This is a genomic window from Methylobacterium sp. AC832 (assembly GCF_979256025.1).
In genome coordinates this window covers 25,083-49,850 of sequence record NZ_CEEDMV010000002.1, presented here as the reverse complement: position 1 = coordinate 49,850, position 24,768 = coordinate 25,083, and the positions used below count along the sequence as shown (strand labels likewise).

The following is a 24,768-nucleotide window of genomic DNA, read 5'->3' as shown; positions in this document are numbered from 1 at the left end:
CTGGCGGATTGCGCTATCGCTCACCCTCCGGGGAACGGCGAGACACGGGCGGCCATAAGCGATGCGCTCTCTGAAGGTAAGGTTCGCGCTGCTGCTCGGGGGCGCAGCACTTCTGGTCGTCCTGGCGGCATTGGGGGTGCTGGGCTCCATCGGCGCGGCCGAACGCACCATTGATCGGACGCTCGCGGCACAAGGCCGGCTCGAATTACTGGTGGAACTGTCCGGGCGAATGACCCAGTACGGGCTCGCGGCCCTGGAGGCGGTGAGCAATCCCGATGCACAGCCGGAAGGGCTCGCCATCGCCCGGGCCAATGTCGACCGGGCATTGGTGGCCGTCGACGAGGCTCTCGGCAAGAGCATCGCCGTCAGTGACGATCCCCTCGACCGGATGCAATATGCGGCGCGCACACGTCCCCTCGCTCAGCTCCGTTCTGCCCGGGCCATCCTCGACCGGCAGGTCTCCCAGGTCCTGCGCCAGTCGGAGGAAGAGCAGCGGCGCAACACCATTCGCGGCGCGCTGAACGGATTCGGCGCCATGACCGGCCAGCCGCTCTCGTTTCTCATCGAAGTCGAGCGCCGCTCGATGATCGCGGGTTCGGACGAGGCCCGCCACCTGTCCTCGACCCTGCGGATCGCGTCGCTTGCCGCCGTCGTCCTGGCGCTGGCCCTCGTCTTCGTCCTGTACCGGGCCGTGACCCGGCCGACCCTGGCACGGATCGAAGCGGTGCGGCGGGCGGCGGGCGCCGTCGGGCGCGGCGAGCTCGATACGCGGCTGTCGGTGGCGACGCGGGACGAGCTCGGCCTGCTGGTGGCGAACTTCAACCGCATGGCCGCACGCCTCGCCCGGCGCGAGGGGCGGCTCGCCGCCGACCGCGCTGCCCTCGAGGATACGGTGGAGGCGAGGACCACCGACCTGCGGGCGGCCAACGAGCGCCTGGAGGCGGTGGACCGGTCGCGCCGGCGCTTCTTCGCCGATGTCAGCCATGAGCTGCGCACGCCGCTCACGGTCATCCTCGGCGAATGCGACATCGCCGCCCGCTCGGCCGGCAGGCCGGGGGTCGATTACGCGCCGGTCTTCGCCACCATCCGCAAGCGGGCACTCCGCCTGCAGCGCCGCGTCGAGGATCTCCTGCGGGTCGCGCGCTCCGAATCCGGCCAGATCGAGCTCGACCGGCGCGCCACCAGCGCCGTGGCCATCCTCACCGATGCGGTGGACAGCGCGGCCTCTGAGGCGGCGCGCCGGCGGGTGGCCCTGACCCTCGAACCGGGCCGCCGCGACGTCACGCTCCTGGCGGACAGGGAATGGCTGCGGCAGGTGGTGGAGAGCCTCATCGACAACGCCTTGCGGCACGCGACGGGCCTGACGCGCGTGGTCGTGGGACTCACCGTGGACGAGGCGCGTTCCGCCACGATCACGGTGACGGATGACGGCGCGGGCTTCCCGGCGGCGGGTGCGGATCTGTTCGAGCGCTTCCGGCGGGAGGGCCATTCCGGGGAATCGGGCTTTGGCATCGGCTTGGCACTGGCGCGCTGGGTGACAGAGCGCCATGATGGGGCGATCAGCCTCGGTGCGGGCGAGGACGGGAAGGGTGCGCGCGTGACGCTCGTCCTGCCCATCCTCGACCTCGATCCCGGGGACGGACAGGAAACGAAGCGGAAGGACAGCGCCGCATGACGCGAGTGCTCATCGTCGAGGACGACAGCGACATCAGGGCCATGCTGGCGCGGGGCCTGGAGGCCGAAGGGTTCTCCGTGGGCGTAGCCGGTTGCGTGGACGACGCCCTCACCTCCGCCCGTGACGAGGCGCCCGGCGCCGTCGTCCTCGACATCACCCTGCCCGACGGGTCCGGCCACGATGTCTGCCGCTCCCTGCGCGAAGGCGGCTATCCCGGCCCGATCCTGTTCCTCTCGGCGCGCGACGAGGTCCGTGACCGGGCGGAAGGATTGGCGCTCGGGGCCGACGACTACATCGTCAAGCCCTTCGTCTTCGACGAACTCCTCGCCCGGTTGCAGACGCATCTCCTGCGCCGCAAGGAATCGGACCAGCCGCGCACCATCGTCACCGCAGGCAAGCTCGTCCTCGATCTCAACATTCGTCAGGTCTCCCTCGGGGATGCGACGGCGCGCCTCACGCCGCGCGAGGCGGAGCTCCTCGCTCTCCTCATGGACAAGGCCAACCAGCCGGTGTCGCGCGGCGACATCTTCGACAAATTATGGGCGGGCCAGGGCGGCCTGTCGCTGAATGTCGTCGATGTCTACGTGGGTTACCTACGTACCAAGCTGTCCGATTTCGTGCGCTTCGGCGGGCCGGTCATCGTCACCGTGCGGGGCCGGGGCTTCATGCTCGACCTGCGGGGCCAGGATTTCCGCCACTGAGCACGATGCGCTTTCTCGGCCTGTTCCGGGACGATCCGGCAATTTATCGCTTGAAGAGTCCGGCGGAATTGTCGATATAGCTCCCGCGACAGAAATGACTGCGCCGTCAGTGTCTTAGGATCTTCTTAAGCGAGATCTGGACGCTGCTGACGTTCAAGAAACCATCTAGGAGAAACACCATGACCTGGGCTGCCCCCGTCGTTTCCGAGATCTGTGTCGGCATGGAAGTCACCAGCTACGAGTCGGCTGAGATCGACACCTTCAACTAAGACATCATGTCGTGCTTGAGGATCGAGGCAGCGCCGGTTCAGCCATGCATGTCGTGATCCTCGGCTCGGCCGCGGGCGGCGGCCTTCCCCAGTGGAATTGCCGCTGCCCCATCTGCTCGCTCGCCCGCGAGGATTCCTCGAAGGTGCGCCCTCGAACCCAGTCGAGCATCGCCGTGTCGCCCGATGGCGAGCGCTGGCTCCTGGTGAACGCCTCGCCGGACATCCGGCAGCAACTCTTCGACAATCCGGCCATGCATCCGCGCGAAGGCCTGCGCCATTCGCCGATCCATGCCGTGCTTCTGACGAATGGCGATGTCGACCACGTGGCGGGGTTGCTCACCCTGCGCGAAGGCCAGCCCTACACGCTCTACGCCACCTCCGGCATCCTCGATTCGGTCAACGCCAACCGGGTCTTCGACGTGATGGCCGCCGACGTGGTGTCGCGCGAGAAGATCGCCCTCGACCATGCCTTCGAGCCAGTTCCCGGCCTGACCGTCACACTGTTCTCGGTGCCGGGAAAGGTGCCGCTCTGGCTCGAGGACGAGACCATGGAGATCGGCGCAGAGACCGAGACCACCGTGGGTGCAATGATCGAGTCCGGTGGGCGTCGCCTCGCCTATATTCCCGGCTGCGCCCGCGTCACGGATGGGCTGAAGCGACGCATATCGGGTGTCGACGCGCTTCTGTTCGACGGGACCGTGCTGCTCGACGACGACATGATCCGCGCCGGGGTCGGCGTGAAGACCGGATGGCGCATGGGCCACGTGCCGATGACGGGACAGGGCGGATCGATCGCCGCGCTCGCCGATGTGGAAATCGGTCGCCGCGTCTTCGTTCACATCAACAACACCAATCCTGTGCTGGTGGAAGAATCGGACGAACGCCGATCGGTGGAGGCGGAAGGCTGGACCGTCGCCCATGACGGGCTGACCCTGGCGCTCTAGATCGGCGCCCGGCTGGCATTTTAATGCCGCCACCTTATATTGTGTCCAATGGGATTGTGCGGTCCATGTCCGTGGCCTTCACGGAAATCGGCGCCATCTATAAGAAAAGTTCTCCTCGCCGCCCTTCGTCGAAACGCCGAGCTACGCCATGACCGCGCCTTTCCCCACGCCCAAGACCGACGAGTCCCTGCGCCTGCTCAGCCCCGAAGAACTCGAAGCGGCGCTTCGGGACATCGGCGCGAGGCGCTATCACAACCTGCATCCGTTCCACCGCCTGCTTCACGACGGCAAGCTGAACAAGGACCAGGTCCGGGCCTGGGCCCTCAACCGCTACTATTACCAGGCCATGATCCCGGTGAAGGACGCCGCCGTGCTCGCCCGCATGGAGGATGCGAGCCTGCGTCGCGTCTGGCGTCAGCGCATCGTCGATCATGATGGCGACGCACCCGGCGATGGCGGCATCGAGCGCTGGCTCAAGCTGGCCGAGGGCGTCGGCTTCCGTCGCGACTACGTGGAATCCACGCAAGGTATCCTGTCGGCGACGCGCTTCTCGGTGGATGCCTACGTGCATTTCGTGAAGGAGCGCTCGCTGCTGGAGGCCATCGCCTCCTCGCTCACCGAGATGTTCTCGCCGACGATCATCTCCGAGCGCGTGGCCGGGATGCTGAAGAACTACGATTTCATCACCAAGGACACGCTGGCCTATTTCGACAAGCGCCTGACCCAGGCCCCGCGCGATGCGGAATTCGCCATCGATTACGTCAAGCAGCACGCCACAACGCCCGAGCTGCAGCGTCAGGCCATGGCCGCGCTGACCTTCAAGTGCAACGTGCTCTGGACGCAGCTCGACGCGCTCCACTTCTCCTATGTGGCTCCGGGCATGACCCCGCCGGATGCCTGGACGCCCGGCACCGGCCTCGTGCCCGAGGTGGCGCAGGCGGCCGGCACCGGCACGATCCGGTCGGGCGACGTGCCTCGTCTGCCTCGCGGCGTCCGCCTGCGCCATGACGAAGTGCGCGGCCAGCACGTCTTGCTGGCGCCCGAGCGCACCTTCGACCTCGACGCCAATGCCGTGGCGGTCCTGTCCCTCGTGGATGGGCAGCGCAGCGTGCGAGACATTGCGGTGAAGCTCGCCGAGACCTTCACCGCCGACCCGGACGTGATCGAGGTCGACGTCCTGGCCATGCTCAACGACCTCGCCACGAAACGGGTTCTGGAGCGATGAACGCCATCACGCCGAATACCCCTTCCCTGCCGGCTCCGGTCGGGCTCCTCGCGGAGCTGACCCATCGCTGTCCCCTGCGCTGTCCCTATTGCTCGAACCCGCTCGAACTCGACCGGCGCTCGGGCGAGCTCGATACGGCGACATGGCAGCGCGTGCTGACGGAGGCGGCGGGTCTCGGCGTGCTGCATGTCCACCTCTCCGGCGGCGAGCCCACGGCCCGCAGCGACATCGTCGAGATCACCCAGACCTGCGCCAAGCTGGGCCTGTATTCCAATCTCATCACGTCGGGCGTCGGCGGTGCTCTGGCCAAGCTCGACGCCCTCTACGACGCGGGCCTCGACCATGTGCAGCTGTCGGTGCAAGGCGTCGACGCGGCCAACGCGGAGAAAATCGGCGGCCTGAAGAACGCTCAGCCGCAGAAATTCGCCTTTGCCGAACGCGTGACGCAGCTCGGCCTTCCGCTGACGCTGAATTCCGTGATCCATCGGGGCAACATCCACGAGGTCGAGGGCTTCATCGACTTGGCCGTCAAGCTCGGCGCCAAGCGCCTGGAGGTCGCCCACACCCAGTATTACGGCTGGGCCTATGTGAACCGCGCCGCTCTGATGCCGGACAAGGCCCAGGTCGATCAGTCGATCCGTATCGTCGAGGCGGCGCGCGAGCGGCTGAAGGGCCAGCTCGTCATCGATCTGGTCGTGCCCGATTACTACGCGAAGTACCCCAAGGCCTGCGCCGGCGGCTGGGGCCGCAAGCTGATGAACGTCACGCCCGCTGGCAAGGTGCTCCCCTGCCACGCCGCCGAGACCATCAAGCATCTCGAATTCTGGTACGTCTCCGACCATTCGCTCGCCGATATCTGGGCGAATTCCCCGGCCTTCACCGCCTATCGCGGGACGGATTGGATGAAGGAGCCGTGCCGCTCCTGCGACCGGCGTGAGAAGGATTGGGGCGGCTGCCGCTGTCAGGCGCTGGCTCTGGCCGGCGATGCCGCCGCCACCGACCCAGCCTGCTCGCTCTCCCCCCTCCATTCGAAGGTGCGGGAACTCGCCAAGGAAGAGGCGGCCGAGACACCGCCCGACTATGTCTACCGGACGATCGGCAGCAACGTGGACCGTGTTGCGCCGCCGCCCCTGAAAGAGGATGCTCCCCTGTGAAGCCCGTTCTCGTCGCGTTCGCTCTTTCGTTTGCCGGCCTGCCCGCCCTGGCGCAGGGTACGCCCCCGGCCGATGCGCCCGCTGTCACCAAGGCCAGCACCGCCACCCCGCCCAACGCCTCGGACCTGCTCTTCGAAGAGCCGCAGATGAAGAACGTGCCGCCGGGCTCGACCCTCACCTACGCCTATCTCCGGCGCAGCGGCATCTCCAAGGGTCCGTTCGGCCCGACCATGGACGACCAGATCAAGCTCACCATCGAGCCCGGTGCGGCGCCGGAAAACCGGACGATCCGCGTACAGATGTTTTCGGGCGCGAACCGCTTCCCCGCCGGCCCGTTCAACGACATGCCCGGCAACCCGGTGATGACCCTTTTTCTGGAACATCACCTCATCGACCTCGCCAAGGTGCTCTCGGCCAACCCACGCTACATCAAGAACGGGATCCGCAAGGCCCTGCGAGACAACGCGACGGTGACCGCGACGACGGCGACCGTGAAGGGGCAGACCGTGGATGCCTGGCGCGTTGAGGTGCAGCCCTTCATCGACGACAAGATGAAGGACCGCATGCGCGGCCTCGAGAACCTGAAATACACCTTCGTGACGTCGTCTGCCGTGCCCGGCGAGCTGCTCTCCATCGAAGCGCAGTCGAAGTCCAAGGATGGCGGCGAGCTTCTCCAGGAGAACCTGACTTATGATCCGAATGCTGGCTAAAGGCGGCCTTATCGCGCTCGCGCTCGGCGTCGCCGCCGCACCGGCCCAGGCCGTGGAGAGCGAGAACGACTACCCTACCGAGGCACGGGCCGATTACGTGTTCGGCTGCATGGCGGCCAACGGACAATCGCGGGAAGCGCTCTCTCGCTGCTCCTGCTCCATCGACGCCCTCGCGTCGATCCTGACCTATGACAAATACGTCCAGGCGAGCACGGTCCTGTCCATGCGCCAGGGCATCGGCGCCCGCTCGAACGAATTCAAATCGACCAAAGTGTTCGACGACAAGGTCGCGGATCTTCGCCGCGCCCAGGCCGAAGCCGAGATCCGCTGCTATCGCGGCGGAGTGTAACCGGCGGGATCCACCCCAGATTCGGTGCCCCTATCCACCCACCTCATCCTGAGGCTCCGCGAAGTGGCCTCGAAGGCGCCCTCCAATGCTCGCGACGCGACCTGGAGGCCTCCTTCGAGGCCTTCGCTTTGCTTCGGCACCTCAGGATGAGGTGGAAGAATGGGACCATCCTGGTCTACAGCATAGAGATCGATCCCTCGTCGAAGAGCTCCCGTGACGTCTTCTCCTCCGATCCTGAAAACCCTTCTGCCCGGTCTCGGAGAGCGCGTGCTCGTCATGGGTATCCTCAACGTCACCCCGGACTCCTTCTCCGATGGCGGACGTTTCGAGGGTGTCGAGGCGGCACGCTCCCAGGCTGGCGCGCTCGTGGCGGAAGGGGCGGCCCTGGTCGATATCGGCGGAGAATCGACGCGGCCGGGCCATACGCCCGTGTCGGCCGAGGAGGAGCAGGCCCGCATCCTGCCCGTCATCCGCGATCTCGCCCCGCGCCTTGCGGTCCCCATCTCGGTGGACACCTACAAGGCTTCTACCGCCGACGTGGCGCTGGCGGCCGGTGCGCGCATCGTCAACGATGTCTGGGGCCTGCAGCGCGAGCCCGACATCGCCCGCGTGGCGGCTGCCCATGGCGCGCCCGTCATGGTAATGCACAATCGAGAGACCATCGATCCCGCGATCGACATCATCGCCGACATGCTGCGCTTCTTCGAGCGATCCCTCGACATCGCCCGCCGCGCCGGCATCTCGGATAGGGACATCGTACTCGATCCGGGGATCGGTTTCGGCAAGAGCTGGGCCCAGCATCTCGAAGCCATGCGGCGCCTGCCCGAGATCAAGGCGCTGGGCTTTCCCGTCCTCGTCGGCGTCTCGCGCAAGTCGATGCTCGGGCGCCTGCACAATGCCGAGACGAAGCCGGTGGATCGCCTGTTCGGCTCGCTCTCGAGCCACGTCCTCGCCGCCACGCTGGGGGCCGACATCGTCCGCGTCCACGATGTGGCGCCCCATGTCGACGCCCTTCGCGTGGTCGACGCCGTGATGCGGACAGCTCCATGACCGACCGCATCCTGGTCGAACGCATCGCCGTCTTCGCCTATCACGGCCTCCTCGAGGAGGAAGCGCGGATCGGCCAGCGCTTCTACATTTCCCTCGACTGCCGGATCGACCTGCGGCCGGCCGGTCTGTCGGACGACGTGGCGAAGACCGTGAGCTATGCCGACCTCACCGAGATCGTCGTGCGCATCGCCACCACCCGGCGCTTCGCCCTCATCGAAGCTCTGGCCGAGGCCATCGCCGCCGAGATCCTCGAGCGGTTCGAGGGCGTGGACAGCATCGTCGTGCGCGTCGACAAGCCGAGCGCGCCGGTACCGGCGGTGATCGACGGCGTCGCCATCTCGATCCTGCGCAGCCGGGCCGGACTCCCGCGATGAGTGCCGCCTATCTCGGTCTCGGCAGCAATATCGGCGACAAGGCCGCGACCATCGCCGAAGCCATCCGGCGGCTCGAAGCCAGCCCGGGCATCCGTCTCACGGCACGGTCAAGCGATTACCGCACGCCCCCCTGGGGCGATACCGATCAGGACTGGTTCCTCAACGCGGCCATCGCCGTCGAGACCGACCTGACTCCCCACGACCTGCTGGAGACAGGTCTCACCATCGAGACCGCCATGGGTCGCGTGCGCGAGCGGCGCTGGGGGCCACGCGTCATCGATATCGATGTGCTCTCGTATGAGGGGGCGGCGATCTCCGACGAGCGTCTCGTCCTACCGCATCGTTTCGTGCGGGAGCGCGCCTTCGTCCTCGTTCCGCTCGCCGAGATCGCGCCGGATCTGGTCATCGGGCCGGAGACCGTGAGCCAAGCCCTGTCGAAGCTCGACACCACCGGTATCGTGCGGGACTGAGATCCACCCGCTCAGGGACGCAGTTCGACGGGCGTTCCCACATCCACCCGCGCGTAGATGGCCGCCATCTCGTCATTGGCCACGCCGACGCAGCCGCTGGTCCAGTCCTTCAGCCGGTGGAGCCGGCCGAGCCAGGAGAAGCCGTTCATGATCCCGTGGATCATGATGTCGCCGCCCGGCTCGTAGCCGCCGTCATGGGCGGCCAGCGTATCGGCCTCGTTCGGATAGGACACTTTCAGGGAAAGATGGGCGACGCTGAGCGGGTTGCGGTAGGCGATGGAATACAGCCCCTCAGGCGTACGCCCGTCGCCCTCCCGCTGCTTGTGACCGATGGGCGAGAATCCGAGAGAGACGGGATAGGTCGCCAGAACGCGGCCCTCACGCAGAAGAGTCAGGCGGCGGGCCGACTTCTCGACGAGAACACGGTCGGCCCGTTCAGGCTCTGCGACGAGCTCGGGTGCGACGCGGCCGATCTGGGCGCGATCGACCGCGACGATCCCCACCGCACCCAAGGCGAAGAGAGCTCCGACCGCAAGGCCGATCCGCCATCGTCGCATTGCCACTCTCTCCGCTCGAACCTGGGGGGCTCATACCAAACCCCGCGAGTCCTGACGACCTGTCAGGGCGCGGCCGGTTCGAGCAGCTTGTTGCCTTCGTCCTCCAGCAACGGCACGTCGTAGTCGCGCAGAACCTTCTCGATATCGGCCCGGCGCTTGCGCAGGATCGTGTTGAGGCTGCGCTTCCAATCGTTCTCCTCCATCCGCACGCCCATGGCGATGCGGAAGGTGAGAGCAGGACGATCAGGCTCCTGCAGCAGCGGCACGACCTTCATGGCGACACCGCTCTGCTTGGCGAGCCAACCCGCGGCCGGCCCCCACAGGATCGCGGCGTCGATTGTCTTCTCGGCGAGATCACCGATGACCTCGGCGGAGACCGTCTGGTACTTGCGCGAGGGATCGAGCTGGTAGGGAGCGTAGGCCTTCATCGACGCGATCAAGCCGAGCTCACCCATCCGGTTCACGGGTGGCGTCCCCCCGATGACACCGATGGACTTGCCCTTGAGCTTCGGATCGTCGAGCCGGGTCACGTCGTCGAACTCGCCGCTGCGGACGACCAGGGCATAACTGGAGCGGTAGTAGGGATTGGTGTGCTGGACCAGCTCACCGCCGGCAGCCGAGCCGATGATCAGGTCGCACAACCCGGTCCCGAGCGTATTACGAACGAATCCGGGCCCCTGCGTCAGCCAGTAATAGCGGAGCTTGACCTTGAGCTCGTCGGCGAGGATCGCCGCGATCTTATTCTCGAATCCGTTCTCCTTGCGTTCGGAGAACGGCATGTTGCCCGGGTCGCCGCAGACGCGCAGGACATCCGTGGTGACGAGGTCGGGAAGCGACTGCGCCAACGCGGGACGCGCCCCTGCCGAGATCAGCAGGAGCGCGCAAACCGTCGTGGTAAAGGAGCCAAAGCGTGCCATTAGCCGCCCAGGCACTCCTTCTCGGCCTTCTTGGCCGCTTCCGGCTTGTCTTCCTTGTCGGTCGGACGCACGCGCGGCATGGCACCGGAGGCGCGGGCCTTCAGGTAGACGTAGAGGTCGTCGGCGTAGCACATCACGTTCTTGTTATCGCCGAAGGCGGGCATCACGTTGGTGCCGCTCGAACTGATGTCCTGCTTGCCACCGGCGATGATGCCGACGAACTCCTCATAAGACAGGCGCTTCAGCGAGTCCTTGAGGGCGGGCGCGTAGGTCGAACCCATGGCGTCGGGGCCGTGGCAGACGTGGCACTCGGCATGGTAGCGGCGGTAGCCGGAATAGGCGTACCAGTCGAACTTCTTGCCGTCGTTGGTGATGTGGTAGGTCGGGGCGCCATCCCCGTCGGAATACTTTCCGTCTTCGACCTTCACCGCCTGATACTTGTCGATCAGCTTGGCGTCCTTTTCAGGAGCATTCGGATCGAGCTGGTTCGCAACGGCAGGATCAGCGGCGGGCTTGGCATCCTGGGCCTGAACGGCGCCGGCGGAAGCGAATGCGAAAACGAGGGCGGCCACGAGCGGACGGATGGCGGCTTTGCTTTGATACTGCAACGACGTTTCTCCCAGGAGCAACCGTCGGCCCGTTCGACCGACGTTCGAAGTGTTCTTAATAACGATCTAATCATAAAGGTGCCGGCGCGGAAACCCGCGCCGGCACCCTATTGTCTCAGACTTCGTGCGACCGATTAGTTCGGCAGCGAGAAGACGGTCAGCTGACCACCGAGGTTGGTGTAGTTTGAGAGGGCAGCGTAACCACCCACCGCGCCGAGACCGGCGTTCGGGTCGGTCAGGCCGGCCGCGAGGCCGATGCCGGCCCAGCCACCGACACCCGACAGGATGCCGACGAACTGCTTGCCCTTGTGCTGGTAGGTCATCACGTTACCGATGATGCCCGACGGGGTCTTGAACTTGTAGAGTTCCTTGCCGGTCTTGGAGTCAACGGCCTTCAGGTAACCCTCGAGGGTACCGTAGAACACGATGTCGCCAGCGGTGGCGAGGGCGCCCGACCACACCGAGAACTGCTCTTGGTTCGACCACTTGATCTTACCAGCGACGCCGTCCCAGGCGATGAAGTTACCCATGCCGCCGTGGCTGTTGGGGGCCGGGTACATGGCCAGCGTCGCGCCGACATAGGGCTGACCCGGGGTGTAGGAGACCCGGAACGGCTCGTAGTCCATGCAGACGTGGTTGGTGGGCACGTAGAACAGGTTGGTCTTCGGCGAGAACGCAGCAGGCTGCTGGTCCTTGGTGCCGAGGGCCGCGGGGCAGATACCCTTGGAGTTGGTATCTTCGCCGTTCTGCTCGGTGGAGTACTTGGCCTGGACCAGGGGGCGACCGTAGGTCTTGGAGCCCTTGTCCATGTCGACCTTGGAAGCCCAGTTCACCACCGGATCGAACTTCTCGGCGACCAGGAGCTCGCCGGTGGCGCGATCGAGGGTGTAGCCGAAGCCGTTACGATCGAAGTGGGTGAGGAGCGGACGATCCTTACCGTCGATCTTCTGATCCGTGAGGATCATCTCGTTGATGCCGTCGTAATCCCACTCGTCGTGCGGGGTCATCTGGTAGACCCACTTGGCCGCACCCGTGTCGGGGTTACGTGCCCAGATGGTCATCGACCACTTGTTGTCGCCCGGACGCTGCTTGGGGTTCCAGGTCGAGGGGTTACCCGAGCCGTAGTACATCAGGTCGAGCTTGGGGTCGTAGGAGAACCAGCCCCAGGTGCAGCCGCCGCCCGTCTTCCACTGATCGCCTTCCCAGGTCTTCAGCGAGGAATCCTTGCCGACCGGCTTGCCGAGAGACGTCGTCTTCTCCGGGTCCATGATCATGTCGGCATCGGGGCCCTGCGAGTAGCCGCGCCACACCTTCTTGCCCGACTTCGAGTCGTAGGCGGTGACGTGGCAGTTCACGCCGAACTCGCCGCCGGAAATGCCGACGATGATCTTGTCCTTGACCGGCAGAACCGTCGCGGTGTTGGTCTCACCCTTCTTCGGGTCGCCGTTGACGACGGACCAGTTCACCTTGCCGGACTTGGCGTCGAGCGAGACGACGGTGGTGTCAGCCTGGTGCAGGATGATCGCGCCGTCGGCATAGGCCAGACCACGGTTGACCGTGTCACAGCACATCACCGGGATGACGCTCGGGTCCTGTTTGGGCTCGTACTTCCAGACGATCACGCCGTCCTTGTCGAGGTCCAGGGCGTAGACGATGTTCGGGAAGGGGGTGTGCACGTACATCATGTTGCCGATGACGAGCGGCGAGCCTTCGTGGCCGCGCAGGACGCCGGTCGAGAACGTCCAGGCCACCTGCAGCTGCTTCACGTTGCTGGCATTGATCTGGTCGAGCTTCGAATAGCGCGTGTTGGCGTAATCGACCGTCTGCAGAACCTGCTGGGCCGGATCGGCCGAGCGCTTCAGGACGTCGTCGTTGGCGAAGGCGGGGGCCGAAGCCACCAGACCAGCGCCGAGTGCGAGAAGATGGACCGCTCTCATGCATTCCTCCGACAAGTCTTTGACACAACTGGAGAGCAGTTCGACCTGCTTCCGTTTGCGCGACCTGTTATTTGCGACAGGGATAGTTCACTTCGATAGAGTCTCCTAAGCGGTTGTTTCCGCGAAACTTTCGCCTCAACCACCGCCTGCTCTCCCGGTCGCCGCTACCCCTTTGCGGCGCCCCTCCGAACCGAAGCTTGAATGAACTCTAAGAAAAATCTCGGCGGCGTCAACTCGATTGAGCAAGCTTGAGCATGGTCTGCATCAAGTTCTGGTGAACGAATGTCTTCCCCGGCAGGCATTCCATGCACCTGCACAAGGAAATGCTGCGTTGCAAAATCGCCAAGTTCAAAGACAAAAGCATTTGTAAGACTCAGGTGCTTCTTATGCACTCCATGCATGCGATCAGCCTGGCATGCCAGATTCTCTCTGTTGCAGCAGAGAACACTGGTGGAAACGACCGCTTCGTCCCACGGAAGGGCAAGTTTCATCACTCGGAATAAGCATTATTTTGCTTGCTTGCAAAATAGATCGAGTGCCCCCTGCATGTGCGGAAACATCGATTGGGCGCCATTGGATCGGGCGCTGCGTTGTCTCGCCGCATGAGTACGTAGCGCGCCGCGCATGCGCCTTACGTCTTGTGCGCATGTGCATAATGTTGCGTCGGCGATATCTTGCGCCTCATGCAGGACGGTAAACGCCGCTCAAGCGGCGATGACGCCCGGAAAGCGATTCGCCAAATCCTCGCGCATGGCCTCCGACCATGCCCGGTCGCGTCTGTTGCGCGGCCGGTCGAGGGTCACGTCGGCGAGCAGGCTCGCTGGGCGCGCGGAGACGAGCAGGAGCCGGTCGGCGATCTCGATCGCCTCCGCGACGTTATGGGTGACCATGAGCACGCTCATCCCCTCGCGCCCCACCGTCTCCACCACGATCTCCCGAAGGGACGCGGCGGCCCTGTCATCCAGGGACACGAAGGGCTCGTCGAGCACCAGGATGCGGGGACGTAGGGCCAGGGCGCGGGCGAGGGCCACTCGACGCGCCATGCCCAAGGAGAGCTTTCCCGGATAGCGGCTGCGCCACGGCGTCAGCCCGAGGGATTCGAACAGGCCGTCGAGATCACGCCCCCGCTCCGGGCGGGGCAGGCCGAGGCGGACGTTCTGCTCGACGCTGCGCCAGGGGAGGAGGCGAGGCTCCTGGAAGACCATGGCGATCCCCGCCTCGCGCGGATCGGGGGTCACCGCGCCCTCGTATGCGTCGTCGAGGCCGAGCAGGATGCGCAGGGTGGTGGTCTTGCCCGCCCCGGAGGGGCCGATGAGGCAGGCGATCTCCGAGCGGCGGATGGTGAAGGAGAGGTCGCGCACCGCCTCCACCGGCTCCGGCCCATTGGCGCCGTAGACTTTGCGGAGGATGGAGACGGAGAGAGCGTCCGCCATCTCAGCGCCAGCGCCGGACATACGCTTCGAGGCGCTGGAGGATGAGGATGTCGATGGCGATCATGACACTCATGAAGACGACGCTGTAGCCGATGATGGCCGCCACGTTCAGGCTCTGAACGAAGTAGAAGTTGATGGCAAAACCGACGCCGTTCGGCCGCCCGAGCAGCTCGATCACCAGCACGATCTTCCAGGCCAGCGACAGGCCGGACCGGGCCGCGGCCACGACGAACGGCTGCAGTTGCGGCACCAGGACGTGGGCGATCCAGGTGCGGCGATCGAACCGGTAGGTCCGCGCCATTTCCTCGAGCCCCGGATCGAGGCCCCGCGCGCCCTCCCGCACGATCACCGCCACGTTGGGCAGCTTGTTGAGCACTACGGCCAGCACCGCGGCCCCTTCGTTGAGGCCGACCCAGATATAGGCCAGCACGGTGATGACGAGGGCGGGGGTGTTGAGCAGGATGAGAAGCGGTGTGTCGAGGGCGAGGTTCAAGCCCTTGAGGCGTCCGAGGGCGATCCCGAGGAGCACGCCGAGCCCCATGGCGATCATGAAGGAGACGCCCACCCGCGTGAGGGTGATGCCGACATTGCGCCAGAGGTCGCCGCTGGCCGATTCACTGACGATGAAATCGAGGATCGCGAGCGGTGCGGGCAGGAGCCGCGATCCCGCCAGGCTTGCCGCCGCCTGCCAAGCCGCCAGCAGCAGCAGGACGGAGACGAGCCGGGTCGCCACCCCCATGGCGTTGGAGCCGGGCCGGATCAATGTCCGCCGTGCCGATCGGAGAGGCCGCAGCGGCTCAACCGTTTCCGGCCCCGTCGAAATACAGGCCGGGGGGCAGGGTCGTCCCCGCCCCGACGAGGCGCTCGCCGCCGAGCTTGGACAGAACGCCGAACAGGCGCTCGCCGTCGCCGCGCTCGGTGGCGATGGGCCGGCGCGGAATGCCGGCGAGGAAGTCCCGCTTCAGGGCCTCGAAGGTCGGCTCGTCATCGACCGACATCAGCGGTCGCACCACCTCCCAGGCGGACGGGTCGTTGGCGAGCATCTCCTTGGCGGTGCGCGAGGCGCGGGCGAAGCCGGCGATCGCCTCGGCCTTGCCCGAGACCGTGCTCCCTTCGAACAGGTAGCCGATGAGGGCGATGGAGCCGGTGGCGCCGAAGGCGCGCATGATGTCGTCGGAGCCGATGATGCGACGAAACCCCTTGGGCTCGAGCCGTGCGCAATAGGTCCAGTAGAGCAGGGCTGCGTCGAGTTCTCCCTGTTCCAGCTTCAGTGCCAGGAGGGGCGGCGCGCCATAGGCGATCTGCGCCTGAGATTCGAGATCGATCCCGGCGGCATCCTTGGCCTGAGCCTTGAGCAGCAGCCAGTTCTTGTCGAGGGGCCCTCCGGCGATTCCGAGGCGTTTCCCGACGAGATCCTTTAGGCCTGCGATGGAACTGCCGGGCGGCACCATCAGGGATCCCTCGGTGGTGGAATAGGGGATGAAGCGCATCGCCCTGCCCTCGTTGCCGAGGCGGGCGGCCCAGAGCAGGTCCCCCACGATGGTGTCGACCTGACCGCCGAGAAAGGCGATGCGGGCGGCGTCGTTACCGGCGAGCTTGACCACGTCGAGGGTGAAGCCGTTGGCCGTGTCGAGGCCGCGCGCCTTGATGATGGCGGCCTCCCAGGACACGGTGCCGAAGGGCAGGCTGCCGACGCGCACGCTCGCCGATGCGGCCGCCACCGCGCCGGCCATGGGCCAGAGCGCCGCCGTCGCGAGCAATCCGCGCCGTGACAGCATGAGCATCGTCTCCCTGGAACCGGATTTTGAAAGCCCGGATTTTGGAACCGGATTTTGAAAGCCCGGATTTTGCCGTTCGACGGCCTCATCACTGAGACTGCCCGGCGGTTCTTATATTTAATAGGGTCTCACATCTCCGTCGTCCACCGACGCGCGCCATGGTCGAGTGGCCGCAGGTGACGAGCTCAGACGACCGGGGGCGAGAAATCCGAAAAACCCGAGCTCCGGAAAACTTGCCGGACTACGCTGCTCGGGGCAGGGTCCGGACCCGGAATGCCTCCGGTACCAATCACGACATCCAGTCGTCGGATGACATCCACCTCACCCAACAGGAATGCAGGCCATGGCCGGATCACGCGAAGACGTTATCGACGACGCCACCATCGCGGAGCGTTTGAGCGCCGAGCTGCCCGCCTGGACCTACGAGGATGGCTGGATCCGGCGGACCTACAAGACAGCGAGCTGGAAGAGCACGCTGATGGTCATCAACACGGTGGGACACCTCGCCGAGGCCGCCTGGCACCATCCGGATCTCACCGCTTCCTATGCCTGGGTCGAAGTGCGGCTGATGAACCATGCCGCCAAGGGCATCACCGACAAGGATTTTGCCCTGGCGAAGAAGATCGAGGAGGTCGTGGGCTGGCAGCCTGGAACGGAAGGCCAAGGCCTGGAGGGCACGCCCGGCGACGCGCGCTTCGCTTATATCAAGTACGACAAGTAGGGCTCACCGCGCCTCCTTCACTCTCCGGCACTCGGTCTTGAGATAGGCGGTCTTACCGATCTCCTCGTTGAGATCCGTACGGGAGATGATCTCCTGCCAGCCGTTGGTGCAGCCGAGTTCGTTGGAAACGCGGACCTTGCGCACCTCGCTCGCCTTGTCGTCCGAACAGGCCTCGATCGGGATCGCGTTGGCGCAGACGAGCACGACGGCGATGAAAGTGTTCATGACAGGCTCCGGTGCGAGGCGGGGCCGTGCCCCCCTCGGCCCTCTACGTCGGACGGAGGGCTTCGGTTTCGCGTGAGCCCGCTCTCTCGAAGACGATCGGAGAGTCGAGGCCTGCCCTTCACCCCAGATCGACGAACCTCTCGGCCGAGTAAGTCGCCCCCTCCACCGGGTTGGCGACCCAGCGGGTACGGCCGACGCGCAGGTCGTGGCCGGAGTGGAAATGGCCGGAGACCCAGAGATCGGGCCGGCTCGCCTCGGGGAGATCGTCGAGAGCGGTGGTGGCGTAGAAGGCCGGCACCCACCAGGGCACGCCGGGCGTGGTCCGGAACGCGTCGGCCGCCAGTGGACTGGCCGGATGGTGGGTGACGACCACGGTAGGGCCGGGATGCGGCACGGCGAGGGCGCCGGTCAGCTCGGCCTTCTGGGCCAGATGCGCCGCCATGGCGTCGGCGGGTGACCAGACCGTGCCGTCACCCTTGCGGATCGAACCGCGAAACTCTCGCGAACCGGTCACCGGATCGGTCATCCGCGCGGCGGCGAAGGCGACGGGGTCGGCCGGGTGGCCGGCGATGGTCTCGTCGAGCCAGCGACCGGCCAGCGACCAGTCACTCCAGAGCGTAGTGCCGACGAAGCGGATTCCATAGAGGACGACGCTGGCACCGTGGTTGAGGAGGTGGACCGGACCGCCCTCCCCCGACGTGTTGATCCGCGCCACCTCGGCCTCCAGGGCGGCGATCAGTTCGGGCGCGGTGCGCGGGTCACCCGTCGGCGCATAATGTTCGTGGTTGCCCGGCACGAGCACGATGGGACGGCCCTGCGCGATCTGTCGCAGGGCGGCGAGGCCGAGTTCGGGCCGGCCCTCGTAAAGATCGCCGGGACAGACCAGCACGTCGAACGCTTCTGCCGGCCGCGCGATCGTCTCCGGACGCCGGCGCTCGAGATGCAGGTCGGAGATCGGGAACAGGCGCATCTTTCAGAACCTCATCGTCTTGGCGATGCCGGGCATCGGCGCGGCCGGGCGGCGGGGCACGCTCTCACGCGACGGGATGCGCCGCGCGCCATTCGGCACGGGCGGCCTTGAGGATGTCCACGGCCGAATCCGCGTTGAGCACGGCGATGCCGGCCGCCGCCACGAGATCGGGCCAGGGCGAGAGGGTGAGCGCCGTGACGAGGCCTGCGCCGATGATGGCGAGATTGGCAAAGGCATCGTTGCGGGCCGAGAGATAGGCTGCCCGGGTCAGGCTTCCCCCGCCCTCGCGGTGACGCGCCAGCATCATGGCGCAGACGAGGTTCACGCCGAGGGCACCGAGGCCGGCAAGGGTGAGCGGCAGCGGCGCGGGGGGCGCCATGTCGGAGACCTTCTCCAAGGCGGCATAGGCGGTGGCGAGTGCTGGCAGCAGCAGGATGCCGGCCAGCGCCATGCCGAGCCGCGCCCGGTTTCGCAGGCTCCAGCCGATCCCGGCGAAGATCAGCAGGTTGAGCGCCGCATCCTCCAGGAAATCCAGGCTGTCGGCGATGAGCGCAAGGGAGCCGATCGCCAAAGCCACGGCGATCTCGATGCTGAAATAGGCGAGGTTCAGTCCCGCCACCCGCAGGACGACCGGGCGCAGGGTGGCGTGACCTGCCGGGGTGGATGCGTCGGTCATCGGCTCTCAGGATCGGCTCTCGAAAAAGTCTTTGCCTCTTGGACCGACGACGACAGGCCTGTCGAGCCGCGATTTTCGGCGTGCTTGCGCTGGATTTGCAGCAGCGCTTGTGCGACGCGACACGTCGGATGCGGGGCCAAGTCCCGTGAGTACGACGTGAGACGGGGGGAGACCGACCGATGATGCCAGAGCTGCGCGTCCTGTATTTCGAGGATCTCGAGGTCGGATTGTCCGAAACCTTGAACAAGGTCATCGCCTCCTCCGACGTGGTGGGCTTCGCCGAGATCACCGGCGATCGCAACCCGATCCACCTGTCCGAGCACTTCGCGGCCCGCACACCTTTCGGCACCCGCATCGCCCACGGCCTGTATACGGCCGGGCTGATCTCGGCCGTGCTCGGCACCCGCCTGCCCGGCCCTGGCGCCATCTACATCAGCCAGACCCTGAACTTTCGCGCGCCGGTCCGCATCGGCGACACCGTCCAGGTGACGGTGGAAGTGGCTGAGCTCGTCCCCGAGCGCCGCCGCGCCCGGCTCAAATGCACCTGCTCGGTGGCGGGTGAAGTCGTCCTCGACGGAGAGGCCCTGGTGAAGGTCCCGACCAAGGAGGAGGCCGACCCGCTCGCCATCCGCATGGGCGGCCGCCCCGCGAACGCGTAGCGCCACGCATACCCCTCTTTCCGCATGCGGGAAGAGGGGCAGCCCCAGCCATGCGCATCATCTGCCAGGGCATAGGATGCGGCCAGCGGTGACACCCATCCCCATCGACGACCCCTCCGACCCCCGCATCGCGGCCTATGCCGCCATGCGGGAGCGCGATCTGATCGGCCGCGAGGGCCGGTTCATCGTGGAGGGGGAGGTGACCCTGCGGGTCCTGCTCTCGGGTGCCGCGCGTTTCCCGGCCGAATCACTGCTCCTCAGCCACGAGCGCCTGGCGCCCCTCTCCGATGCGCTCGCCGCCCTGCCCGCTTCGCTGCCGGTCTATACGGCCTCGAAGGCGGTGATGAGCGCCATCGCCGGCTTCCCGATCCACCGGGGCGTGATGGCGGTGGCCTCGTGCGGAGAGCCCCCACCTCTCGTCCTGCCTCCGTCCCCGGCGCCCGTCACGATGGTCGGGCTCGTCGGCTTGACCAACCATGACAATGTCGGCGGCCTGTTCCGCAACGCCGCCGCGTTTGGAGCCACCGGCATCCTTCTCGATTCCGCCACCTGCGACCCGCTCTATCGCAAGGCGATCCGGGTTTCGGCGGGCGCGGCGCTGATCGTGCCGTTCGCGCGGCTGGAGGCGGAGGCCATGCTGCACTTCGCGCAGGCCAACGACCTCGTCCCCCTGGCATTCAGCCCGCGCGGGGAGGCGGTGCTCGCGGACCTGCCGCCCTCGCCGCGCACGCTTCTGCTCCTCGGCACCGAGGGGCCGGGGCTGTCGCACGGCCTGATGGCGCGCGCCCGAACAGTGCGCATTCCCATGGCACCGGGATTCGACTCGCTGAACGTGGCGACAGCGGGAGCATTGGCGCTCCACCATCTGGCGATGCAGGCACGCGACAATCCGCACCCATTGTCCCGCTGGTGATGCCGGTCGAGATTAGGCGGCAAGCTAGGCCGGTGCATCGGGGATTCCGGACGCCGCGACCTTGAGCTTGGAATGAATCTCGATACCCCTTACGGGAGGAACGATCCGCCGTAGGGGGCCTGTCGCCGAAGGAGTTCAACGCGTTGCTTCAGTCTCGGGATGGCATGCGGACCTTGTCCGGACGCCGCGTCATCATCGTCGGCGCCGGCCCCGGGGGATTGGCGACGGCGCTGCTCCTCGCACGAGCGGGCATCCACGTCACGGTGGTCGAGAAGGACCCTGCGGTCGGCGGCCGGACCAAGACGGTGGAGGCGCCCGGCGGCTACCGCTTCGATATCGGCCCGACCTTCTTCCTCTATCCACAGATCCTCGCCGACATCTTCGAGACATGCGGCGAGCGTCTCGAGGATCACGTCAAGCTGGAGCGGCTCGATCCGCAATATCACCTCGTGTTCGAGGGCAAGGATGCGGAGGGCAGGAACGGGGTCTCGGGCGAGATCCGTGCCACCGGTGACATGGAGCGCCTCGAGGCGGAGATCGCCCGCATCGCCCCGGATGACGCCAAGAACGTCCGGAAGTTCTTCGCCGACAACCGGGTGAAGCTGAAATTCTTCAAGCCCGTGCTGGAACAGGCCTTCCACACCCTGCGCGCCATGGCCTCCCCGGCCATGATCGCCGCCCTGCCCCATCTCCATCCCGGCCGCAGCGTCGACAAGGACCTGCAGCGCTACTTCAAGGATCCGCGGGTCCGCCTCGCCTTCGCGTTCCAGACCAAATATCTCGGGATGTCGCCGTTCCGGTGCCCGAGCCTGTTCACGATCCTGTCGTTCCTCGAATACGAACACGGGGTCTACCATCCCGTCGGCGGCTGCGGCGCGGTGTCGGAGGCGATGGCCGGGCTCGCCCGCCGCATGGGCGTGGACATCCGCCTCGACACTTCGGTCGACCGGGTGATCTTCGATGGCAAGAAGGCCACCGGGGTGGTCTGCGGGACAGAGACCCTGAAGGCCGACGCGGTGGTCATCAACGGCGATTTCGCCAAGGTCATCAAGGATCTGGTGCCGCAGACGCATCGCCCACGCTGGCGCGACGCCAAGATCGGCAAGGCCCGCCTCTCCTGCTCGACCTTCATGATGTATCTCGGGATCGAGGGGAAAGTGCCGGCGGCGCTGGGCCACCACACGATCTTCCTGTCGGAGGAATACGCCCGCAACATCCGGGAAATCACCGAGGGCACCCTGCCGATGCAGCCCTCCCTCTATGTCCAGCACGCGGGCTACACCGATGGCGGCATGGCGCCGGCCGGCCATACCAGCCTCTACGTCCTCGTGCCGGTGCCGAACCTGAAATCGGGGATCGACTGGCCCTCCACCCGTGAGAGCTACCGCCGCCTCGTCCTCGACCGGCTGAAGCTGCTCGGCCTCGACGATATCGAGGATCGCATCCGCTACGAGCGTATCGTCGACCCGTCGCAATGGCGGGACGATTTCTTCGTGTATGAGGGCGCCACCTTCAACCTCGCCCACGACCTGATGCAGATGTTGTATTTCCGCCCTCACAACCGCTTCGGGCCAGGGCTCTACCTCGTGGGCGGCGGCACGCATCCGGGTTCGGGCCTGCCGGTGATCTACGAGGGCGCGCGCATCACCGCCCGTCTCCTCATCGAGGAGCTCTCAGCCGGGCGCGTCGGCGCGGAGGCCGCCGGCATCCCCACCACCCAGCCGCTCGCCACGTCGGGCGAAGCTTCGTGAGGCGTTTCTTCGCGACCGCTTTGGCGCTGGCCTTCGTCATGCCTCTCGATCCCGCGCGGGCAGCCACCGTCGAGGTCGTGGTGGAGGGAATCGAGCCGGGGGCCGGCACGGTCTACGTCGCCCTTTGCCAGGGCGGCCTGTCGGAGACCGAGTGTCGCAATGGGCAGGACGTTCCCGCCGACGGCAGGAGCCAGCGGGTGATCCTCACGGGGATCGAACCCGGCGCCTACGCGGTGGCGGCCTATCAGGATCTCAACGGCAATCGTCGCCTCGACCGGACGGGCCTTGGCCTTCCCCTCGAACCCTATGGCTTTTCCGGCGAGGCGGCGCGCGCGCGACCGGATTTCGCCCGTGCGCGCGTCGTCGTGCGCGAACCGGGTCTCGCCCTGCGGGTGCGCCTCGTCCGCGCCCTGCCACCCCGCTGAACCCGCCCAGGATGAGTCCGGGACAGGAGCCCCTGGTCATGGTCCGGGGCGCCGTCCTCGCCTATCGCGGGCATCGGGTCCTGCGGGGCGTCGATTGCCGGATCGAGGCCGGCGAGACCCTCGCCCTGCTCGGCCCGAACGGCGCCGGCAAGAGCTCGCTCATGCGCATCGTGGCCGGACGATTGCCGCCGGAGAGCGGCACCGTGCGGATCGCTGGTGCCGATCCGTTCCGTGAGCGCGAGGCACGGCGCGCCATCGGCTGGGTTCCTCAGGAAATCGCCCTCTATCCACGCCTCACCGTGGCAGAGAACCTTTCCGTCTTCGCGCAGCTCTCGGGGATCGGCCGGCGTGAACGCAAGGCGGCGGTCCAGGCCGCCCTCGATCTGGCCGATCTCGGCGAGGTGGCGCGGCGTCCGGTGGGCCACCTGTCCGGCGGCTACCAGCGCCGGGCCAATATCGCCGCGAGCCTGATGGCGCGGCCGCGCCTCGTCCTCCTCGACGAGCCGACCCAGGGAGTGGACCTGCACGCGCGCGCCGCGATCCATGCGGTGCTCGCCCGCCTGCGGGAGCAGGGCGCCGCGATCCTCATCGCCACCCATGATTTCGCCGAGGCCGAACGCCTCGCCGACCGGGTCGCCATCCTGGCGGACGGGCGGCTCATCCATGAAGGCCGGCTCGCCCTCCTCCTCGAACGCATCCGCGCGGAAGTGCCCGAGCACGAGGTGGCGCTCACCAATCCTGCCGGCCCGGACGCCGTGGCCGCCCTGCGCCGGGCGGGATTCACCCCTATCGATACCGGACTGACCTGGAGGGCGAGCCACAGGGCCGGGCTCGACGGGACCGCGCTCCTCGGCAGCCTGCGGGCGGAAGGCGTGCCGGTGGGGGAAATCCGCATCCGCGCACCGGGCCTGGACGCGATCTATCGCGAGGCCCTCGACCGGGCCGGGCCGGGCCGGGCCATGCCCCTTCACGCGGGACACGAGGCATGATCACCGCCGCCTTCCGGGTGATGCTGATCAGCCTGCGGCGCGACCGCGCCGCCCTGGTCATGGCCTTCGTCCTGCCGACCGTGATCTTCATGATCTTCGCCGCGATCTTCTCGGGCGCCATCGGCGACCGGATCCGCATCCATCTCGGTCTCGTCGACCTCGCCCGCACGGCAACCACCGAGCGGCTGATGGCGGCCCTGGAGGCCGACACCTCCCTGCGCATCGAGCGTTTGAAGGCCACCGATCTCGCCGGGGCGACGAGCGCGGTCCGGCGCGGGGACGTGGACGCCGCCCTGGTCCTTCGGGGCGACCTCGACGCACCCGTGGCCGGAGCCCCGCCCGAGGCCGCCCAGCCGGTGATCCTCATCGAGAACCCCGCCCGGGCACTGGCCACGCCGATCGCGCTCGGCCAGTTGCAGCGCATCCTCAACGAGGCCCTGCCTGACGTGGTCCTCGCCCGGATCGTCGCCGACGTGGAACGGTCGGGCAAGATCGGGCCGGACGAGCGCGCCTTCCTCAACTCGGCCTTCGCCGAGCAGCGCGCCCGCAAGGAGCCGTTCTCCTTCGCCTCCCTGGTAGAACGCCAGAGCACCGCCTCGGGCCGCACCAACGAGCGGGTGAGCTATTATGCCGGCGCCATCACCGCCGTGTTCCTGCTGTTCGCGGCCATGCAGGGAGCGATGTCCCTGGTGGAGGAGCGGCAATCGGGCCTCGCCGACAGGCTCATGGCCGGGCCCGGAGGGCTCGCCGTGGTGGTGGTGGGGAAGTTCCTGTTCCTGGTGATCCAGGGCGTGGTCCAGGCCGGGCTGATCTTCGCCGCCGCCGCCCTGGTCTACGGGGTCGAGATCGGCCCGCACTGGCCGGCCTGGATCGTCACCTCGTTCCTCGTCTCGGCCATGGCGGCGGGGTTGGCGCTCGCCGCCTGCGCGGCGGCCAATACCCGCCAGCAGGCACATCTCGCCTCCACCTTCGGCGTTCTGCTGCTCTCGGCGGTGGGCGGCAGCATGGTCCCACGCTTCCTGATGCCGCCCTGGCTGCAGCAGGTCGGCTGGCTCACCCCGAACGCCTGGGCGATCGAAGCCTATCAGACGGCGCTCGGCGAAGGCATGGCCGCGGCCATGCCGGCCTGGGGGGTGATGATCACCGTGGCGGCCTTGGGCCTCGTGGCCGCCGTGGGGTTGGTGGCGCGCCGGGTGGTGTAAGCCTGCGGACGTCACTCCAGCCTAGAACTGGCCGACCCGGACCTGCAATCCCCGCTCTCGGCCTTGAAATGGGCGATAACTCCGGC

The 24,768-nt window shown here is 66.9% G+C and carries 28 protein-coding genes; 18 read left to right on the top strand and 10 right to left on the bottom strand.

The window, feature by feature from the left end; genetic code table 11:
- Window positions 1–61 precede the first annotated feature (61 nt).
- The 11 genes from AC0IXR_RS07505 to folK all read left to right on the top strand — a co-directional run bounded on the left by AC0IXR_RS07505 (window position 62) and on the right by folK (window position 8,921).
- A complete protein-coding gene (locus AC0IXR_RS07505; protein ID WP_311275150.1) occupies window positions 62–1,675 on the top strand; it encodes a sensor histidine kinase in 1,614 nt (537 codons plus the stop codon).
- Entirely contained in the window at window positions 1,672–2,376 is a 705-nt protein-coding gene (locus AC0IXR_RS07500; protein WP_056424399.1) for a response regulator transcription factor, read from the top strand. Before AC0IXR_RS07505 ends, AC0IXR_RS07500 begins: the two co-directional genes overlap by 4 nt.
- 179 nt (window positions 2,377–2,555) lie before the next feature.
- Entirely contained in the window at window positions 2,556–2,645 is a 90-nt protein-coding gene (pqqA, locus tag AC0IXR_RS07495) for a pyrroloquinoline quinone precursor peptide PqqA (protein WP_018043604.1), read from the top strand.
- 44 nt (window positions 2,646–2,689) lie between these two features.
- Window positions 2,690–3,589 (top strand): pyrroloquinoline quinone biosynthesis protein PqqB, encoded by a 900-nt coding sequence (pqqB, locus tag AC0IXR_RS07490; protein ID WP_056424402.1) that lies wholly within the window; start codon window positions 2,690–2,692, stop codon window positions 3,587–3,589.
- Between the two features lie 148 nt (window positions 3,590–3,737).
- The gene (gene pqqC / locus AC0IXR_RS07485) at window positions 3,738–4,814 is read left to right on the top strand and encodes a pyrroloquinoline-quinone synthase PqqC (RefSeq protein ID WP_471760300.1); all 1,077 of its coding nucleotides are present in this window, start codon (window positions 3,738–3,740) and stop codon (window positions 4,812–4,814) included.
- On the top strand, window positions 4,811–5,968 hold the full coding sequence (pqqE, locus tag AC0IXR_RS07480; protein ID WP_056256323.1) for a pyrroloquinoline quinone biosynthesis protein PqqE: 1,158 nt from the start codon (window positions 4,811–4,813) through the stop codon (window positions 5,966–5,968). Before pqqC ends, pqqE begins: the two co-directional genes overlap by 4 nt.
- On the top strand, window positions 5,965–6,678 hold the full coding sequence (locus AC0IXR_RS07475) for a hypothetical protein (protein WP_471760299.1): 714 nt from the start codon (window positions 5,965–5,967) through the stop codon (window positions 6,676–6,678). Before pqqE ends, AC0IXR_RS07475 begins: the two co-directional genes overlap by 4 nt.
- Window positions 6,659–7,027 carry a hypothetical protein gene (locus AC0IXR_RS07470; RefSeq protein ID WP_056424410.1) on the top strand — a complete coding sequence of 123 codons (369 nt, stop codon included), beginning with the start codon at window positions 6,659–6,661 and terminating at the stop codon, window positions 7,025–7,027. The genes AC0IXR_RS07475 and AC0IXR_RS07470 overlap by 20 nt, the downstream gene beginning before the upstream one ends.
- Window positions 7,028–7,240: 213 nt before the next feature.
- Window positions 7,241–8,077 (top strand): dihydropteroate synthase, encoded by an 837-nt coding sequence (gene folP / locus AC0IXR_RS07465; RefSeq protein WP_471760296.1) that lies wholly within the window; start codon window positions 7,241–7,243, stop codon window positions 8,075–8,077.
- Complete coding sequence (gene folB, locus AC0IXR_RS07460; protein WP_056256306.1) at window positions 8,074–8,451, top strand: dihydroneopterin aldolase; 378 nt, start codon at window positions 8,074–8,076, stop codon at window positions 8,449–8,451. Before folP ends, folB begins: the two co-directional genes overlap by 4 nt.
- Window positions 8,448–8,921: a 2-amino-4-hydroxy-6-hydroxymethyldihydropteridine diphosphokinase gene (gene folK / locus AC0IXR_RS07455; protein ID WP_311275146.1), complete on the top strand. Its 474-nt coding sequence runs from the start codon at window positions 8,448–8,450 to the stop codon at window positions 8,919–8,921. Before folB ends, folK begins: the two co-directional genes overlap by 4 nt.
- Window positions 8,922–8,932: 11 nt before the next feature.
- Here the strand turns inward: folK and AC0IXR_RS07450 are convergent, their stop codons facing one another.
- The 7 genes from AC0IXR_RS07450 to AC0IXR_RS07420 all read right to left on the bottom strand — a co-directional run bounded on the left by AC0IXR_RS07450 (window position 8,933) and on the right by AC0IXR_RS07420 (window position 16,151).
- Window positions 8,933–9,478, bottom strand: a complete 546-nt coding sequence (locus AC0IXR_RS07450) for a L,D-transpeptidase family protein (protein ID WP_207413129.1) — start codon at window positions 9,476–9,478, stop codon at window positions 8,933–8,935.
- 62 nt (window positions 9,479–9,540) lie between these two features.
- The gene (gene xoxJ / locus AC0IXR_RS07445; RefSeq protein ID WP_056424422.1) at window positions 9,541–10,395 is read right to left on the bottom strand and encodes a rare earth element methanol dehydrogenase accessory protein XoxJ; all 855 of its coding nucleotides are present in this window, start codon (window positions 10,393–10,395) and stop codon (window positions 9,541–9,543) included.
- Complete coding sequence (locus AC0IXR_RS07440; RefSeq protein WP_056424425.1) at window positions 10,395–11,003, bottom strand: c-type cytochrome, methanol metabolism-related; 609 nt, start codon at window positions 11,001–11,003, stop codon at window positions 10,395–10,397. Before AC0IXR_RS07440 ends, xoxJ begins: the two co-directional genes overlap by 1 nt.
- Before the next feature lie 134 nt (window positions 11,004–11,137).
- Entirely contained in the window at window positions 11,138–12,940 is a 1,803-nt protein-coding gene (gene xoxF1, locus AC0IXR_RS07435; RefSeq protein WP_419952660.1) for a lanthanide-dependent methanol dehydrogenase XoxF1, read from the bottom strand.
- Between the two features lie 704 nt (window positions 12,941–13,644).
- Entirely contained in the window at window positions 13,645–14,394 is a 750-nt protein-coding gene (locus tag AC0IXR_RS07430; RefSeq protein WP_471760294.1) for an ABC transporter ATP-binding protein, read from the bottom strand.
- Window positions 14,375–15,112: an ABC transporter permease gene (locus AC0IXR_RS07425; protein WP_419952672.1), complete on the bottom strand. Its 738-nt coding sequence runs from the start codon at window positions 15,110–15,112 to the stop codon at window positions 14,375–14,377. The genes AC0IXR_RS07430 and AC0IXR_RS07425 overlap by 20 nt, the downstream gene beginning before the upstream one ends.
- Before the next feature lie 58 nt (window positions 15,113–15,170).
- A complete protein-coding gene (locus tag AC0IXR_RS07420) occupies window positions 15,171–16,151 on the bottom strand; it encodes an ABC transporter substrate-binding protein (protein ID WP_471760293.1) in 981 nt (326 codons plus the stop codon).
- A gap of 343 nt (window positions 16,152–16,494) precedes the next feature.
- On the opposite strand from AC0IXR_RS07420, the gene AC0IXR_RS07415 reads away from it, so the two are divergent.
- Entirely contained in the window at window positions 16,495–16,872 is a 378-nt protein-coding gene (locus AC0IXR_RS07415) for a 4a-hydroxytetrahydrobiopterin dehydratase (RefSeq protein ID WP_207411184.1), read from the top strand.
- Between the two features lie 3 nt (window positions 16,873–16,875).
- On the opposite strand, the gene AC0IXR_RS07410 is transcribed toward AC0IXR_RS07415, so the two are convergent.
- The 3 genes from AC0IXR_RS07410 to AC0IXR_RS07400 all read right to left on the bottom strand — a co-directional run bounded on the left by AC0IXR_RS07410 (window position 16,876) and on the right by AC0IXR_RS07400 (window position 18,743).
- Window positions 16,876–17,097 (bottom strand): hypothetical protein, encoded by a 222-nt coding sequence (locus AC0IXR_RS07410; RefSeq protein WP_056425532.1) that lies wholly within the window; start codon window positions 17,095–17,097, stop codon window positions 16,876–16,878.
- A 118-nt stretch (window positions 17,098–17,215) separates the two neighbouring features.
- On the bottom strand, window positions 17,216–18,067 hold the full coding sequence (locus AC0IXR_RS07405; protein WP_311274601.1) for a metallophosphoesterase: 852 nt from the start codon (window positions 18,065–18,067) through the stop codon (window positions 17,216–17,218).
- 64 nt (window positions 18,068–18,131) lie between these two features.
- Window positions 18,132–18,743, bottom strand: a complete 612-nt coding sequence (locus tag AC0IXR_RS07400; RefSeq protein WP_207411186.1) for a cation efflux transmembrane domain-containing protein — start codon at window positions 18,741–18,743, stop codon at window positions 18,132–18,134.
- Between the two features lie 179 nt (window positions 18,744–18,922).
- Between AC0IXR_RS07400 and croR the strand changes: the two genes are divergently transcribed.
- From croR to AC0IXR_RS07370, 6 genes are all read left to right on the top strand, one after another.
- Window positions 18,923–19,402, top strand: a complete 480-nt coding sequence (croR, locus tag AC0IXR_RS07395) for a 3-hydroxybutyryl-CoA dehydratase (protein ID WP_056425543.1) — start codon at window positions 18,923–18,925, stop codon at window positions 19,400–19,402.
- A 76-nt stretch (window positions 19,403–19,478) separates the two neighbouring features.
- Window positions 19,479–20,315 carry a TrmH family RNA methyltransferase gene (locus AC0IXR_RS07390; RefSeq protein WP_471760291.1) on the top strand — a complete coding sequence of 279 codons (837 nt, stop codon included), beginning with the start codon at window positions 19,479–19,481 and terminating at the stop codon, window positions 20,313–20,315.
- 143 nt (window positions 20,316–20,458) lie between these two features.
- Window positions 20,459–22,066, top strand: a complete 1,608-nt coding sequence (crtI, locus tag AC0IXR_RS07385; protein ID WP_056425549.1) for a phytoene desaturase family protein — start codon at window positions 20,459–20,461, stop codon at window positions 22,064–22,066.
- Between the two features lie 38 nt (window positions 22,067–22,104).
- Window positions 22,105–22,491, top strand: a complete 387-nt coding sequence (locus tag AC0IXR_RS07380) for a DUF2141 domain-containing protein (RefSeq protein ID WP_461235750.1) — start codon at window positions 22,105–22,107, stop codon at window positions 22,489–22,491.
- 11 nt (window positions 22,492–22,502) lie between these two features.
- The gene (locus AC0IXR_RS07375) at window positions 22,503–23,480 is read left to right on the top strand and encodes an ABC transporter ATP-binding protein (RefSeq protein ID WP_471760290.1); all 978 of its coding nucleotides are present in this window, start codon (window positions 22,503–22,505) and stop codon (window positions 23,478–23,480) included.
- Complete coding sequence (locus tag AC0IXR_RS07370) at window positions 23,477–24,682, top strand: ABC transporter permease (protein WP_471760289.1); 1,206 nt, start codon at window positions 23,477–23,479, stop codon at window positions 24,680–24,682. The genes AC0IXR_RS07375 and AC0IXR_RS07370 overlap by 4 nt, the downstream gene beginning before the upstream one ends.
- The last annotated feature ends 86 nt before the right edge of the window (window positions 24,683–24,768 follow it).

Coding starts and splice junctions, on each gene's coding strand:
- xoxF1 (WP_419952660.1), bottom strand. CDS start 12,940: ATGAGAGCGGTCCATCTTCTCGCACTCGGCGCTGGTCTGGTGGCTTCG.
- pqqC (WP_471760300.1), top strand. CDS start 3,738: ATGACCGCGCCTTTCCCCACGCCCAAGACCGACGAGTCCCTGCGCCTG.
- AC0IXR_RS07470 (WP_056424410.1), top strand. CDS start 6,659: ATGATCCGAATGCTGGCTAAAGGCGGCCTTATCGCGCTCGCGCTCGGC.
- AC0IXR_RS07380 (WP_461235750.1), top strand. CDS start 22,105: ATGCCTCTCGATCCCGCGCGGGCAGCCACCGTCGAGGTCGTGGTGGAG.
- AC0IXR_RS07375 (WP_471760290.1), top strand. CDS start 22,503: ATGAGTCCGGGACAGGAGCCCCTGGTCATGGTCCGGGGCGCCGTCCTC.
- pqqA (WP_018043604.1), top strand. CDS start 2,556: ATGACCTGGGCTGCCCCCGTCGTTTCCGAGATCTGTGTCGGCATGGAA.
- AC0IXR_RS07500 (WP_056424399.1), top strand. CDS start 1,672: ATGACGCGAGTGCTCATCGTCGAGGACGACAGCGACATCAGGGCCATG.
- folK (WP_311275146.1), top strand. CDS start 8,448: ATGAGTGCCGCCTATCTCGGTCTCGGCAGCAATATCGGCGACAAGGCC.
- pqqB (WP_056424402.1), top strand. CDS start 2,690: ATGCATGTCGTGATCCTCGGCTCGGCCGCGGGCGGCGGCCTTCCCCAG.
- xoxJ (WP_056424422.1), bottom strand. CDS start 10,395: ATGGCACGCTTTGGCTCCTTTACCACGACGGTTTGCGCGCTCCTGCTG.
- AC0IXR_RS07425 (WP_419952672.1), bottom strand. CDS start 15,112: ATGGGGGTGGCGACCCGGCTCGTCTCCGTCCTGCTGCTGCTGGCGGCT.
- AC0IXR_RS07430 (WP_471760294.1), bottom strand. CDS start 14,394: ATGTCCGGCGCTGGCGCTGAGATGGCGGACGCTCTCTCCGTCTCCATC.
- AC0IXR_RS07410 (WP_056425532.1), bottom strand. CDS start 17,097: ATGAACACTTTCATCGCCGTCGTGCTCGTCTGCGCCAACGCGATCCCG.
- AC0IXR_RS07405 (WP_311274601.1), bottom strand. CDS start 18,067: ATGCGCCTGTTCCCGATCTCCGACCTGCATCTCGAGCGCCGGCGTCCG.
- AC0IXR_RS07420 (WP_471760293.1), bottom strand. CDS start 16,151: ATGCTGTCACGGCGCGGATTGCTCGCGACGGCGGCGCTCTGGCCCATG.
- pqqE (WP_056256323.1), top strand. CDS start 4,811: ATGAACGCCATCACGCCGAATACCCCTTCCCTGCCGGCTCCGGTCGGG.
- folB (WP_056256306.1), top strand. CDS start 8,074: ATGACCGACCGCATCCTGGTCGAACGCATCGCCGTCTTCGCCTATCAC.
- AC0IXR_RS07505 (WP_311275150.1), top strand. CDS start 62: ATGCGCTCTCTGAAGGTAAGGTTCGCGCTGCTGCTCGGGGGCGCAGCA.
- AC0IXR_RS07370 (WP_471760289.1), top strand. CDS start 23,477: ATGATCACCGCCGCCTTCCGGGTGATGCTGATCAGCCTGCGGCGCGAC.
- AC0IXR_RS07450 (WP_207413129.1), bottom strand. CDS start 9,478: ATGCGACGATGGCGGATCGGCCTTGCGGTCGGAGCTCTCTTCGCCTTG.
- AC0IXR_RS07390 (WP_471760291.1), top strand. CDS start 19,479: ATGCGGCCAGCGGTGACACCCATCCCCATCGACGACCCCTCCGACCCC.
- AC0IXR_RS07400 (WP_207411186.1), bottom strand. CDS start 18,743: ATGACCGACGCATCCACCCCGGCAGGTCACGCCACCCTGCGCCCGGTC.
- croR (WP_056425543.1), top strand. CDS start 18,923: ATGATGCCAGAGCTGCGCGTCCTGTATTTCGAGGATCTCGAGGTCGGA.
- AC0IXR_RS07415 (WP_207411184.1), top strand. CDS start 16,495: ATGGCCGGATCACGCGAAGACGTTATCGACGACGCCACCATCGCGGAG.